At 65.9% G+C, this 13,228-nt stretch carries 14 protein-coding genes; 12 read left to right on the forward strand and 2 right to left on the reverse strand.

The genetic code is table 11. From position 1 onward, the window contains the following. The first annotated feature begins 13 nt into the window (after positions 1-13). The 11 genes from lpxD to QTI05_RS18010 all read left to right on the forward strand — a co-directional run bounded on the left by lpxD (position 14) and on the right by QTI05_RS18010 (position 11,221). A complete protein-coding gene (lpxD, locus tag QTI05_RS17960) occupies positions 14-1,000 on the forward strand; it encodes a UDP-3-O-(3-hydroxymyristoyl)glucosamine N-acyltransferase (RefSeq protein ID WP_286543653.1) in 987 nt (328 codons plus the stop codon). Continuing rightward, on the forward strand, positions 997-1,446 hold the full coding sequence (fabZ, locus tag QTI05_RS17965) for a 3-hydroxyacyl-ACP dehydratase FabZ (RefSeq protein WP_286543655.1): 450 nt from the start codon (positions 997-999) through the stop codon (positions 1,444-1,446). The genes lpxD and fabZ overlap by 4 nt, the downstream gene beginning before the upstream one ends. A gap of 13 nt (positions 1,447-1,459) precedes the next feature. Then, entirely contained in the window at positions 1,460-2,248 is a 789-nt protein-coding gene (lpxA, locus tag QTI05_RS17970; protein WP_286620064.1) for an acyl-ACP--UDP-N-acetylglucosamine O-acyltransferase, read from the forward strand. Positions 2,249-2,250: 2 nt separating this feature from the next. Further along, on the forward strand, positions 2,251-3,405 hold the full coding sequence (lpxB, locus tag QTI05_RS17975; protein ID WP_286620066.1) for a lipid-A-disaccharide synthase: 1,155 nt from the start codon (positions 2,251-2,253) through the stop codon (positions 3,403-3,405). After that, entirely contained in the window at positions 3,377-4,051 is a 675-nt protein-coding gene (rnhB, locus tag QTI05_RS17980; protein WP_286543661.1) for a ribonuclease HII, read from the forward strand. Before lpxB ends, rnhB begins: the two co-directional genes overlap by 29 nt. After that, on the forward strand, positions 4,048-4,827 hold the full coding sequence (locus QTI05_RS17985; protein WP_286620067.1) for a TrmH family RNA methyltransferase: 780 nt from the start codon (positions 4,048-4,050) through the stop codon (positions 4,825-4,827). The genes rnhB and QTI05_RS17985 overlap by 4 nt, the downstream gene beginning before the upstream one ends. Before the next feature lie 151 nt (positions 4,828-4,978). After that, positions 4,979-6,151 carry a glutamine-hydrolyzing carbamoyl-phosphate synthase small subunit gene (gene carA / locus QTI05_RS17990; RefSeq protein WP_286620069.1) on the forward strand — a complete coding sequence of 391 codons (1,173 nt, stop codon included), beginning with the start codon at positions 4,979-4,981 and terminating at the stop codon, positions 6,149-6,151. Continuing rightward, positions 6,144-9,365, forward strand: coding sequence for a carbamoyl-phosphate synthase large subunit (carB, locus tag QTI05_RS17995; protein WP_286620071.1), 3,222 nt, complete (start codon positions 6,144-6,146; stop codon positions 9,363-9,365). Before carA ends, carB begins: the two co-directional genes overlap by 8 nt. Before the next feature lie 4 nt (positions 9,366-9,369). Beyond that, a complete protein-coding gene (kdoO, locus tag QTI05_RS18000) occupies positions 9,370-10,251 on the forward strand; it encodes a Kdo hydroxylase KdoO (RefSeq protein ID WP_286543668.1) in 882 nt (293 codons plus the stop codon). Positions 10,252-10,316: 65 nt separating this feature from the next. Then, entirely contained in the window at positions 10,317-10,796 is a 480-nt protein-coding gene (gene greA / locus QTI05_RS18005; protein WP_286543670.1) for a transcription elongation factor GreA, read from the forward strand. Beyond that, on the forward strand, positions 10,796-11,221 hold the full coding sequence (locus QTI05_RS18010; protein WP_286620073.1) for a DUF4149 domain-containing protein: 426 nt from the start codon (positions 10,796-10,798) through the stop codon (positions 11,219-11,221). The genes greA and QTI05_RS18010 overlap by 1 nt, the downstream gene beginning before the upstream one ends. Positions 11,222-11,238: 17 nt before the next feature. On the opposite strand, the gene QTI05_RS18015 is transcribed toward QTI05_RS18010, so the two are convergent. Both QTI05_RS18015 and QTI05_RS18020 read right to left on the reverse strand, forming a co-directional pair. Then, entirely contained in the window at positions 11,239-11,979 is a 741-nt protein-coding gene (locus QTI05_RS18015; RefSeq protein ID WP_444812935.1) for a glycosyltransferase, read from the reverse strand. Positions 11,980-12,012: 33 nt separating this feature from the next. Beyond that, entirely contained in the window at positions 12,013-12,492 is a 480-nt protein-coding gene (locus QTI05_RS18020; RefSeq protein ID WP_286543673.1) for a YhbY family RNA-binding protein, read from the reverse strand. A gap of 37 nt (positions 12,493-12,529) precedes the next feature. Between QTI05_RS18020 and QTI05_RS18025 the strand changes: the two genes are divergently transcribed. Beyond that, entirely contained in the window at positions 12,530-13,198 is a 669-nt protein-coding gene (locus tag QTI05_RS18025; protein ID WP_286620077.1) for an RlmE family RNA methyltransferase, read from the forward strand. Positions 13,199-13,228 lie beyond the last annotated feature (30 nt).

The raw sequence follows: 13,228 nt of genomic DNA on the forward strand, positions 1-13,228 counted from the left end.
GGCCGCGACCGGTGTGGCGCTGCGGCTCGGAGCGATCGTCGAAGCCCTCGGAGGCGAACTCCAGGGTGATCCCGGGCTGAGCATCGCGCGGCTTGTGCCGCTGCAGGATGCCGGCCCCGATGGCCTCAGCTTTCTGAGCCATCCCAAATACCTCAAGGAACTGGCGGCATCCCGCGCGGGTTGCGTGATCGTGTCGCCAGCGCTGCGCGAGCAGGCTGCCGCACGCGGCGCTTTCATCGTCGCCGCTGACCCGTACCTTTACTTCGCGCGGCTGACCCAGCTCTGGAAGCGCGAACATGCCCGGCCTGACGGCGTGCGCATCCATCCCAGCGCCGTGATCGATCCGGAGGCCCGGGTCGATCCGACGGCGCGCATCGGCGCGCTGTGCGTGGTCGAACGTGGCGCACGCATCGGTGCCGGCACGGTGCTCAAGTCGCGCGTCACGGTCAGCGAAGACTGTGTCATCGGCGCGCGTTGCCTGCTTCATCCGGGCGTGGTGATCGGCGCCGATGGCTTCGGGCTGGCGCCGCACGAAGGCGCATGGGTCAAGATCGAGCAGCTCGGCGCGGTGCGCATCGGCGACGACGTCGAGATCGGTGCCAACACCTGCATCGACCGTGGCGCGCTCGAAGACACGGTACTGGAGGACGGCGTCAAGCTCGACAACCTGATCCAGATCGGCCACAACGTCCGCATCGGCAAGCACACCGCCATGGCCGGCTGCGTCGGTGTGGCGGGCAGTGCAGTGATCGGTGCGCATTGCACCGTCGGTGGTGGCGCCATCGTGCTGGGCCACCTGGCGCTGGCCGACGGCGTACACATCTCGGCCGCCAGCGTGGTCACGCGCTCGATCCACAAACCCGGCCACTACACCGGCATGTTTCCCATCGACGACAATGCCGCGTGGGAGAAGAACGCCGCCACCCTCAAGCAGCTGCATGGTCTGCGCGAGCGGCTCAAGGCCCTCGAAAAAACGACGATGCAGGACAAGAATTCATGACGACGACGCTCGATATCCACCAGATCCTCAAACTGCTGCCGCACCGCTACCCGTTCCTGCTGGTGGACCGGGTGTTGTCGATGGAGAAGGGCAAGCGCATCACCGCGCTGAAAAACGTCACGATGAACGAGCCGTTCTTCAATGGCCATTTTCCGCACCGCCCGGTGATGCCTGGCGTGCTGATGCTCGAGGCGATGGCACAGGCTGCTGCGCTGCTGTCGTTCCATTCGCTCGACATCGTGCCCGACGACAACACGGTCTACTACTTCGCCGCGATCGACGGGGCTCGCTTCAAGCGGCCGGTCGAGCCGGGCGATCAGCTCACGCTCGAGGTCGAAATCGACCGCATGAAGGCCGGTATTTCCAAGTTCAGGGGCCGCGCTCTGGTTGGCAGCGAACTGGCGTGCGAGGCCACGCTGATGTGCGCAATGCGCCAGATCAACTGATCCTGTCGACCGCATGACCCAGGTTCATTCGACGGCCATCGTCGACCCGAAGGCCGAACTCGACGCATCCGTCACGGTTGGCCCCTACACCGTGATCGGCCCGCACGTGAAGGTGGGGGCCGGCACCACGATCGGTCCGCACTGCGTGATCGAGGGCCGAACCACCATCGGCGTCGACAACCAGATTTTCCAGTTCTCCTCGATCGGTGCCGTGCCGCAGGACAAGAAGTACGCGGGCGAGCCGACCGAGCTGGTGATCGGCGACCGCAACAGGATTCGCGAGTTCTGCACCTTCAACCTCGGCGTGCCGGGCGCTGGTGGCATCACGCGCGTCGGCCATGACAACTGGATCATGGCCTACACCCACATCGCGCACGATTGCCGGGTCGGCGACCACACCACGCTGGCCAACAACACCACGCTGGCCGGCCATGTCGATCTCGGCGACTGGGTCACCGTCGGTGGCCTCGTGGGCATCCACCAGTTCGTGAAGGTCGGCGCGCACGCCATGGTCGGTTTCGCCACTGCGGTGTCGCAGGACGTACCGCCGTTCATGCTGGTCGACGGCAACCCGATGGCGGTGCGCGGCTTCAACATCGTGGGCTTGCGCCGCCGCGGTTTCTCGGCCGCAAGGCTCGCGGCGGTCAAGCAGATGCACCGCCTCATCTACCGGCAGGGCCGCACGCTCGACGATGCGCGCGGCGCCGTCGACGCGCTGGCGACCGAATTGCCGGAAGCCGCTGCCGACGTCGCGTTGATGAGCGGGTTTCTCGCCAACAGCACGCGCGGCATCGCGCGCTAGACATGTCCGCTCCCACGACGACACCGCGACAGTTCGCACTGGTCGCAGGCGAAGCGTCAGGCGATCTTCTGGCCAGCCTGCTGCTCGAAGGCCTTCAGGCGCGCTGGCCCGACATGCACGCAGCCGGCATCGGCGGGCCGCGCATGCTGGCGCGCGGCTTCGAAAGCTGGTGGCCGCAGGAGAAGCTCGCCGTGCGCGGTTACATCGAGGTGCTGCGCCACTATGCTGAAATTGCAGGCATCCGACGACAGCTCAAGGCGCGCCTGCTGCGCGAATGGCCGCAGCTGTTCATCGGCGTCGATGCGCCCGATTTCAACCTCGACCTCGAGGCCGGCCTGCGCGGCCGCGGCCTCAAGACCGTGCATTTCGTCTGTCCCTCGATCTGGGCCTGGCGCGCCGACCGGGTCGAGAAAATCCGGGCAGCCGCCGACCATGTCCTGTGCATCTTCCCGTTCGAGCCGGCCCTGCTCGCGAAGCAGGGCATTGCGGCCAGCTACGTCGGCCATCCGGTCGCCAACGTGATCCCGATCACGCCCGATCGCGCTGCCGCCCGTGCAGCGCTCGGCATCGAGGCCGACGCGACCGTGGTGGCGCTGCTGCCTGGCAGTCGCCGCTCCGAGCTGCGCTACCTTGCTTCCAGGTTCTTTTCGGCTGCAGCGCTGATGCAGCGGGCGCAGCCCGCTCTTAAATTCATAGCGCCGGTGTTGCCCGCGCTGCGCGCCGAAGTCGAGCAGCTGTTGGCAGCCAGCCCGATGGCAGGCCAGGTGCAACTGCTCGACGGCCAGTCGCACACCGCGCTGGCCGCCTGCGACGTGACGCTGATTGCGAGCGGCACCGCCACGCTGGAGGCTGCACTGTTCAAGCGGCCGATGGTGATCGCCTACAACATGCATTCGCTTTCCTGGCGCCTCATGCACCGGCAGCAGTTGCAACCCTGGGTCGGATTGCCGAACATCCTGTGCGGCGAGTTCGTGGTGCCCGAACTGCTGCAGGATGCCGCCACGCCCGAGGCGCTGGCCGAGGCCACGCTGGCCTGGCTTGCCGCCCCCGACCGCGTTGCGGCGCTGCAGCAGCGTTTTGCGACCCTGCACGACGAATTGCGCCGCGACACCCCCACACTCTGTGCCGATGCGATCCAGAAAGTTCTTCAAAGCTGAGCAGGCCGCGCTGGTCTGGGATGCGCCGGGTCTGCTGGCCGGGGTCGACGAAGCGGGCCGCGGCCCGCTGGCCGGACCGGTGGTGGCCGCGGCCGTGATCCTCGACGACCTGCGGCCGATCCGCGGGCTGGCGGATTCCAAAACCCTCACGGCGCTGCAGCGCGAGCGGCTGCACGACCAGATCCTGGCGCAGGCCCTCTGCTGCTCCATCGCGCTGGCCAGCGTCGAGGAAATCGACCGGCATAACATCCTCCAGGCCACCATGATCGCGATGCGCCGCGCGGTCGAGGGCCTGCGCCTGAAGCCGGCCAAGGTGCTGGTCGACGGCAACCGGTTGCCGACGCTCGACGTGCTGGCTGAAGCGATCGTCAAGGGCGACGCGCGCGTGAAGGCCATTTCCGCCGCCTCGATCCTGGCCAAGGTGCACCGCGACCGGTTGTGCGATCAACTGCACGCGGAGTTTCCGAACTACGGCTTTGCCAGCCACAAGGGCTATGGCACGCCCGAGCACATGGAAGCGCTGCAGCGCCACGGCGCCTGCGTGCACCACCGGCGTTCCTTCAGTCCCGTGGCGGCGGCCTATGCGCGCATGGCCGACCAAGCCGTGGCGCCGGATGTGCTCCTGCAGCGCGAAAGCGCGCCATGAGCGTTTCCGACGTCCAGCACGTCACTTCGCGCGACAACCCGTTGCTGAAAGACCTGCGCAAGCTTGCGCAAGACCCGGGCGCCTATCGCAGGCTCGGCCGCCTCTGGCTCGAGGGCGACCACCTGTGCCGTGCGGCGCTGGCGCGTGGCGTGCGCCCGGCCATTGCGGTTTTTTCAGCGTCGTTCTGGCCTGCAGCGCCAGTCGAATTGGCGCAGGCTGCTGTCAAAAAGATCGTGATTGCAGATGCATTGCTGGCTGCTGTGAGCGGTCTCGAGTCGCCGGCGCCGATGGGCTTTGTTCTCGACCTGCCGGACCGGCCCGAATTGCTGCCCGACGCGCCGACCGTGGTGCTCGACCGGCTGCAGGACGCGGGCAATGTGGGTTCCATCCTGCGCAGCGCTTCTGCCTTCGGTTTCTCTCAGGTGGTGGCGCTCAAGGGCACGGCCGCACTGTGGGCGCCCAAGGTATTGCGCGCCGGCATGGGCGCGCACTTCGGCCTGCGGCTGATCGAGGGTGTGGATGCGTCGGCGCTCGATGGCCTGACGGTGCCGCTGGTCGCGACCAGCTCGCACCACGGCGACTGGCTGCACAAGGCAAGGTTGCCGCATCCCTGTGCATGGCTCATGGGCCACGAGGGGCAGGGCGTGTCGGCCGAGTTGGAGGCGCGCGCCTCTCATCGCATTCGTATTGCCCAGCCCGGCGGCGAAGAATCGCTCAACGTCGCAGCTGCGGCGGCGATTTGCCTGCACGCGAGTGCTGCAGCGCGCCAGGCCTGAATCAATTTCGCGGGGCGCCACCGGCTATAATCAAGGGCTTTCCCGCACCCACCCCGCCCACAGCGCACGCAAGCCACCTCCTCGACGAAAGCCGCAACCCCCGAGTCGCTTCTTGGGTTCGCTTTGGGCGTCATCCATCCGGAGAACCCAGTTGCTTTTGTCTCTCAAGGGAGTTTTCCCGCCCGCCATCCTGGCGCTTGCAGACGGCACGGTCTTTCTCGGCAACTCGATTGGCGCCACTGGCGCCACCGTCGGTGAAGTGGTGTTCAACACCGCGATGACCGGCTACCAGGAAATCCTGACCGACCCGAGCTATTGCCAGCAGATCGTGACCCTCACGTATCCGCACATCGGCAACTACGGCGTCAACGAGGAAGACGTCGAAGCCGACAAGATCCACGCCGCAGGCCTGATCATCAAGGACTTGCCGCTCGTCGCGTCCAACTTCCGCAAGACCGCCACGCTCAACGAGTACCTGGTGGCCGGCCGCACGGTCGCGATTGCCAACATCGACACCCGCAAGCTCACGCGCCACCTGCGCACGCACGGCGCACAGAACGGCTGCATCCTCGGCTTGGCCGAAGGCGAGGCCGCCACCCAGGCACTGATCGACAAGGCCATCGCCGCCGCCAAGGCCGCGCCGAGCATGGCCGGGCTGGATCTGGCCAAAGTGGTGTCGGTTCAGCAAACCTACGAATGGACGCAGACCGAGTGGAAGCTCGGCGCCGGCTACGGCGTGCAGATCACGCCGAAGTTCCACGTCGTGGCCTTCGACTATGGCGTAAAGAAGAACATCTTGCGCATGATCGCGCAGCGCGGCGCGCGCATCACGGTGGTTCCGGCGCAAACGCCCGCGGCCGATGTGCTCAAGCTCAAGCCCGACGGCATCTTTCTGGCCAACGGCCCCGGTGACCCGGAGCCCTGCGACTACGCGATCAGCGCCGTGAAGGAACTGATCGAGACCGGCATCCCGACCTTCGGCATCTGCCTGGGCCACCAGATCATGGCGCTGGCTTCGGGCGCGAAGACTTTCAAGATGAAGTTCGGGCACCACGGCGCGAACCATCCGGTCAAGGATCTCGACAACGGCCGCGTGAGCATCACCAGCCAGAACCACGGCTTCGCCGTCGACGAGAAAACGCTGCCCGCAACCCTGCGCCCGACCCACATCAGCCTGTTCGACAACACGCTGCAGGGCCTGGCCCGCACCGACAAGCCCGCGTTCTGCTTCCAGGGCCACCCGGAAGCCTCGCCGGGCCCGCACGACATCGGCTACCTGTTCGACCGCTTCACGGCATTGATGGAGAAACACAAGAATGCCTAAGCGCACAGACCTCAAAAGCATCCTGATCATCGGCGCCGGCCCGATCATCATCGGCCAGGCCTGCGAGTTCGACTATTCGGGCGTGCAGGCCTGCAAGGCGTTGCGCGAGGAGGGCTACAAGGTCATCCTGATCAACAGCAACCCCGCGACGATCATGACCGACCCGGCGACAGCCGACGTCACCTACATCGAGCCGATCACCTGGCAGACGGTCGAGAAGATCATTGCCAAGGAAAAGCCCGACGCGATCCTGCCGACCATGGGTGGCCAGACGGCGCTGAACTGCGCGCTCGACCTGTGGCGCAACGGCGTGCTCGCCAAGTACAACGTCGAACTCATCGGCGCCACGCCCGAGGCTATCGACAAGGCCGAAGACCGTCTGAAGTTCAAGGACGCAATGACGAAGATCGGCCTGGGCTCGGCACGCTCGGGCATTGCGCACTCCATGGACGAAGCCTGGGCCGTGCAGAAGACGGTCGGCTTCCCCACGGTGATCCGCCCCAGCTTCACGCTCGGCGGCACCGGTGGCGGCATCGCCTACAACCCGGAAGAGTTCGAGACCATCTGCAAGCGCGGCATCGAGGCCTCGCCGACCAACGAGTTGCTGATCGAAGAATCGCTGCTCGGCTGGAAAGAGTACGAGATGGAAGTGGTGCGCGACAAGGCGGACAACTGCATCATCGTCTGCTCGATCGAGAACCTCGACCCCATGGGCGTGCACACCGGCGACTCGATCACCGTGGCGCCGGCACAGACGCTCACCGACAAGGAATACCAGATCCTGCGCAACGCCTCGCTGGCCGTGCTGCGCGAGATCGGCGTCGACACCGGCGGCTCGAACGTGCAGTTCTCCATCAATCCGAAGGACGGCCGCATGGTCGTCATCGAGATGAACCCGCGCGTGTCCCGTTCCTCGGCGCTGGCGTCGAAGGCGACCGGTTTTCCGATCGCCAAGGTCGCGGCCAAGCTGGCCGTCGGCTACACGCTCGACGAGCTGCGCAACGAGATCACCGGCGGCGCTACGCCGGCGAGCTTCGAGCCCAGCATCGACTACGTGGTCACGAAGATTCCGCGTTTTGCCTTCGAGAAGTTCCCGCAGGCCGATTCGCGCCTGACGACGCAGATGAAGTCGGTGGGCGAGGTGATGGCGATGGGCCGCACCTTCCAGGAATCGTTCCAGAAGGCGCTGCGCGGGCTCGAAGTGGGCGTCGACGGCCTGAACGAGAAAACGCAGGATCGCGAAGTGCTCGAGAAGGAACTCGGCGAGCCCGGTCCCGAGCGCATCTGGTATGTGGGCGACGCATTCGCGATGGGCCTGAGCGTGGACGAAGTGTTCGCGCTGACCAAGATCGACCCGTGGTTCCTGGTGCAGATCGAAGAGATCGTGAAGATCGAGCTCGAGCTCGAAACCAAGTCGATCGACGAGATCGACCGCGACACGCTGCTGGCGCTCAAGAAGAAGGGCTTCTCCGACCGCCGCCTCGCGCGCCAGTTGAAGACCACCGACACCGCGATCCGGGAAAAGCGCATCGCGCTGGGCGTGCGCCCGGTCTACAAGCGGGTCGACACCTGCGCGGCCGAGTTCGCGACCAACACCGCCTACATGTACTCGACCTACGAGGACGAGTGCGAGGCCGCGCCGACCGACAAGAAAAAGATCATGGTGCTCGGCGGTGGTCCCAACCGCATCGGGCAGGGCATCGAGTTCGACTATTGCTGCGTGCATGCCGCGCTGGCGATGCGCGAGGACGGCTACGAGACCATCATGGTCAACTGCAATCCGGAGACCGTGTCGACCGACTACGACACCTCGGACCGCCTGTACTTCGAGCCGCTGACGCTCGAGGACGTGCTCGAGATTGTCGACAAGGAAAAGCCGCTCGGCGTGATCGTGCAGTACGGCGGCCAGACGCCGCTCAAGCTCGCGCTCGACCTCGAAGCCAACGGCGTGCCGATCATCGGCACCTCGCCTGACATGATCGACGCGGCAGAAGACCGCGAACGCTTCCAGCAGCTGCTGCACAAGCTGGGCTTGCGCCAGCCGCCGAACGCGACCGCACGCGCCGAGCCCGAGGCGCTCGAGAAAGCGGCCGAACTGGGTTATCCGCTGGTCGTGCGCCCGAGCTACGTGCTCGGCGGCCGCGCGATGGAAATCGTGCACGAGCAGCGCGACCTCGAGCGCTACATGCGCGAAGCGGTCAAGGTGAGCAACGACTCGCCGGTGCTGCTCGACCGCTTCCTGAACGACGCGGTCGAATGCGACGTCGACTGCATCCGCGACGCCGAAGGCGGCACGCTGATCGGTGGCGTGATGGAACACATCGAACAGGCCGGCGTGCACTCGGGCGACTCGGCCTGCTCGCTGCCGCCCTACAGCCTGAACGCCGATACGATCGCCGAACTCAAGCGCCAGAGCGCCGCCATGGCCGAAGCGCTGAACGTGGTCGGCCTGATGAACGTGCAGTTCGCGATCCAGCAGAAGGACGGCAAGGACGTCATCTACGTGCTCGAAGTGAACCCGCGTGCCTCGCGCACCGTGCCCTACGTGAGCAAGGCCACCGGCATCCAGCTTGCCAAGGTCGCGGCGCGCTGTATGGCGGGACAGTCGCTCAAGTCGCAAGGCATGACGAAGGAAGTGACGCCGCCTTACTTCAGCGTGAAGGAAGCCGTGTTCCCGTTCGTCAAGTTCCCGGGCGTGGACACGATCCTTGGCCCCGAGATGAAGTCGACCGGTGAAGTCATGGGCGTGGGCAAGACCTTCGGCGAAGCCTTCGTCAAGTCGCAGCTCGGCGCCGGCACGGTGCTGCCGAAATCGGGCAAGGTGTTCATCTCGGTCAAGAACAACGACAAGGCGCGCGCGGTGGAAGTCGCGCGCGGCCTGGCCAGGCTCGGTTTCGAGCTGATCGCGACCAAGGGCACATCGGCCGCGATGCAGGCGGCCGGCATTGCCTGCACCCAGGTGAACAAGGTCACCGAAGGTCGCCCGCACATCGTCGACATGCTCAAGAACAACGAGATCGCGCTGGTGATCAACACGGTCGAGGAGCGCCGCAACGCGATCACCGACTCGCGCCAGATCCGCACCTCGGCGCTGCTGGCGCGTGTGACCACGTACACCACCATCTTCGGCGCCGAAGCCGCGGTCGAAGGCATGCAGCACATGGACGAGCTGGGCGTGATTTCCGTGCAGGAGATGCACGCGCAGCTCGCCTGAAGCCATGGCCTCCCAGCTCGTCGAACTCGACCTGGCCGACTGGGGCGGCGCCACGCCCAACGAAGCGTGGATCGCTGCCCTCGAGGCTGGCAAGGTGCTGTACTTCCCGCGCCTGGGCTTTGAACTGCTGCCGTCGGAGCAGAAGCTGCTTGACCCGGCGCTGCTGGCCGAGGGCGTGCGCAACATCAGCCTCGACGTGACTGCGTCCGGGGAGGGCAAGCTCAAGGGCGTGGCGGGCGACGAATCGACGCAGCAGACGGCGGCCGCGATGATCGGCCGCTTTCGCAGCCAGGCGCGCCAGCTGATCGACGGCTTGCTGCCGCACTACAGCCCGTCGTTGCGCATGGCGCCGACCAGCTTCCGCCCGGCCCAGGTCGAAACGCGCGTGCAATCCTGGCGCGCCGACGACAGGCGCCTGCATGTCGACTCCTTTCCCTCGCGGCCCAACTACGGTGAGCGCATCCTGCGCGTGTTCACCAATCTGAATCCGCAGGGCGCGCCGCGCGTCTGGCGGGTGGGTGAGCCGTTCGAGACGGTGGCACAACGCTTTCTGCCGCGCGCCAAGCCGTATTCACGCCTGCAGGCCAGGCTGCTGCGCACGCTGCGCGTGACCAAGTCGCTGCGCAGCGAGTACGACCACCTGATGCTGCAGCTGCACGACGCGATGAAGTCCGACCTGGACTATCAAAAGACAGCAGAGCAGGAAACCGTGCCGTTTCCGCCCGGTTCGGTGTGGGTCTGTTTTTCGGACCAGACCTCCCACGCCGTGATGTCGGGCCAGTTCATGGCCGAGCAGACCCTTCATCTGCCGGCCGCAAGCCAATACAATCCTTCTGCAAGTCCGCTGGCTATTTTGAGCCGGCTGACCGGACGAACCCTCGTCTGATTTCCACTACCCAGATACCGCCGAACGGCGACGTTCGGCGGTTTCGCTTTTTGAGACAGGCAACCATGGCCACCACCATTCCGATTACCAAGCGCGGCGCCGAGAAGCTCCGCGAAGAACTGCACCGCCTCAAGACCGTCGACCGCCCCTGGGTCATCAACGCGATCTCGGAGGCACGCGCCCAGGGCGACCTGAGCGAAAACGCCGAGTACGAAGTCGCCAAGGATCGCCAGGGCTTCATCGAGGGCCGCATCCAGGAGGTCGAGGGCAAGCTCTCGGCCGCGCAGGTCATCGACCCGACCGAGCTCGACGCCGGCGGCAAGGTAGTGTTCGGCTCCACCGTGGAACTCGAGGAAGAGGAGTCCGGCGAGGCGGTCAAATACCAGATCGTCGGCGAGGACGAGGCCGACCTGAAGCTGGGCCTGATCAACATCTCCAGCCCCATCGCGCGCGCGCTGATCGGCAAGGAAGAGGGCGATACGGCCGAAGTGCAGGCGCCGGGCGGCCTCAAGCGCTACGAAATCGTGGCGGTGCGCTACCTCTGATGCGGGCCCTGGTCGCGCGCCTGCCCGGCATCGTTGCGGCGTTCTGGTGGGGCAGCCTGAGCACGATCGGGTTCCTGGTCGTGCCGTTGCTGTTCAAGCACCTGGCAACCCCCACGATCGCGGGCGGCATGGCGGCCAGGCTTTTCACGGCCCAGACCTGGGTCTCGATCGCGTGCGCTCTGCTGCTCCTGATGGTGAGCCGATCGGCCCGCGCGCCCGAAACCGCCGACCGGGTGCGGGCGGCCTTGCCGTTCATCCTGGCGGGCTTGCTGTTTGCACTGCTGGCCGAGTTCGGCGTCGCGCCGCGCATCGTGGCGCGCGACAACCTGCCGCTGTGGCACGCGGTTGGCAGCGGCATGTACCTGTTGCAGTGGGTGAGCGCCGCAGTCGTCCTGTGGCGGATGCAAGGCCCCGCGCTTCGCTGAGACGCCTGAAGGCGCGCTTACTCTTTCCAGTGCTCGGCGACCCAGCGCGCCGGGCGGATAAAGCGGAACCGGCGGTTGCGGCGTCCGGCCAGCGCATCGGGCGGGTTGCACTCGCCGTGAAAGATCACCACGCGCGCACCTTCAGGCACAAAGGGTGGCTGCCAGTAGTTGGTCGGCCACACCGGAATGCCGTGGTACTTGAAGCTCGGGCACCAGGCGCTCGGCCAATAGCTGAGCTTTCCCTGCTTGTGCACGTAGTCCGACAGGTAGGTCTGCTCGTTGCGAAACTGCTCGCGCAGCGCCGTCTCGTGGCTACGGAAATGATCCAGCACATCGGCATGCGCGCCGATCGTGAAGCGGTACACCGACGAGTTTCCGGTCACGCGCCAGGGGCGGCGGTAGTCCTTGATGATCACGAACTCGCCGGGCTCGGTGAAGAATTCGTCGAGGCTGCCGACCACCACGATGTCGAGGTCGAGAAACAGCGCCTGGCCGTGCAGTCCGTAGACGTCAGGCAGGTCGCGGCTCAGCGTGGTGAGCTTGCGCCAGGCCCGATCGCGCACGCCGGCCGCCTCGGGCCGGATGTCGAGCCGCGGAATCGGAAAGCATTCGACCTCTTTGCGTATTCCGGCGGCGTCGTCGGTCAGGCAGACAAAGCGGAACTCGCCACTCAGATGGCGGCGCGCCATCGCATAGAGCTTGTTGACGTAGTAGGCCTCGTACTTGGTGCCCCACTTCATGCACAAGATGTGGCGCATCGGCGGCGCCGCTCCAGCCTCCAGCGCCATCGCTCAATCCGCCTGGCGCTGCTTTTTCACCGACAGCGACTTGCGCGGCTTGGCACGCTTGATGTTGCCGCCGGGGGTGAGGCGCTGGTTGCCGAGCACGCGCAGGGTCTTTATCTCGGGCCGCTGGCCGAAGCGCTTGCTGTACTTGACGACCTTGATGTCGCGGGGGCCGGGCATGCGGTCTTCGTCGACTTCCTTGACCTTCTCGGCTTTCGGGCGCCACAGCACCAGCAGCTTGCCGATGTGCTGGATCGGGGCCGCATCGAGTTCGTCGGCCAGCGTCTGCAGCATCGCGTCGCGCGCGACCCGGTCGTCGGAGAAGACGCGGATCTTGATGAGGCCATGCGCCTTGAGTGCGGCGTCGGTTTCCTTCTTGACGGCCGGCGTGAGCCCGTCACCGCCGATCATGACGATCGGGTTCAGATGGTGCGCTTCGGAGCGGTGCACCTTGCGCTGGGCGGGGGTCAAATGAATAGCGGGCATGCCCGTATTATCGAACCACTGTGAAACGACCCTACGGATGAGCACCAAAACAACCGGCAAGAAGGTCAACAAGGCCTGGCTGCACGACCATATCAACGACCCGTGGGTCAAGCTCGCGACCAAAGAGGGCTACCGGGCGCGCGCTGCCTACAAGCTCAAGGAAATCGACGAGACGCTGGGCCTGATCAAGCCCGGGCAGCTCGTGATCGACCTGGGCTCCACGCCGGGGGCCTGGAGCCAGTACGCGCGGCGCCGGATGGCGCCTGGCGGGGCTGCGGCGGGTCAGTTGCACGGCACCATCATCGCGCTCGACATGCTGCCGATGGAGCCGATCGAGGGCGTGATCTTCCTGCAGGGCGACTTCCGCGAGCCGGACGTGCTCGCGCGCCTCGAGGAGGCCTTGCAGGGGCGCAAGGCCGACGTGGTGGTGTCCGACATGGCGCCCAACCTCTCCGGCATCGCCTCGGCCGATGCGGCGCGCATCGCCCACCTGGTGGAGCTTGCGGTCGACTTTGCCGGTCGCCACATGAAGGCCGAGGGCGCGCTCGTGACCAAGCTGTTTCACGGCAGCGGCTACGACCCGCTCAACAAGCTGTTCAAGGACACCTTCAAGGTCGTAAAGAAGGTCAAACCGAAGGCATCGCGCGACAAGTCGTCCGAGACTTTTCTGGTCGGGATCGGCCTGAAGGTATCGGATACGCCTTGATACCGTTGCCGCCAAACGGGGCGGTTTGGC

Origin of the sequence: Variovorax fucosicus (assembly GCF_030316825.1) — a bacterium.
Lineage (GTDB): Bacteria > Pseudomonadota > Gammaproteobacteria > Burkholderiales > Burkholderiaceae_C > Variovorax > Variovorax fucosicus.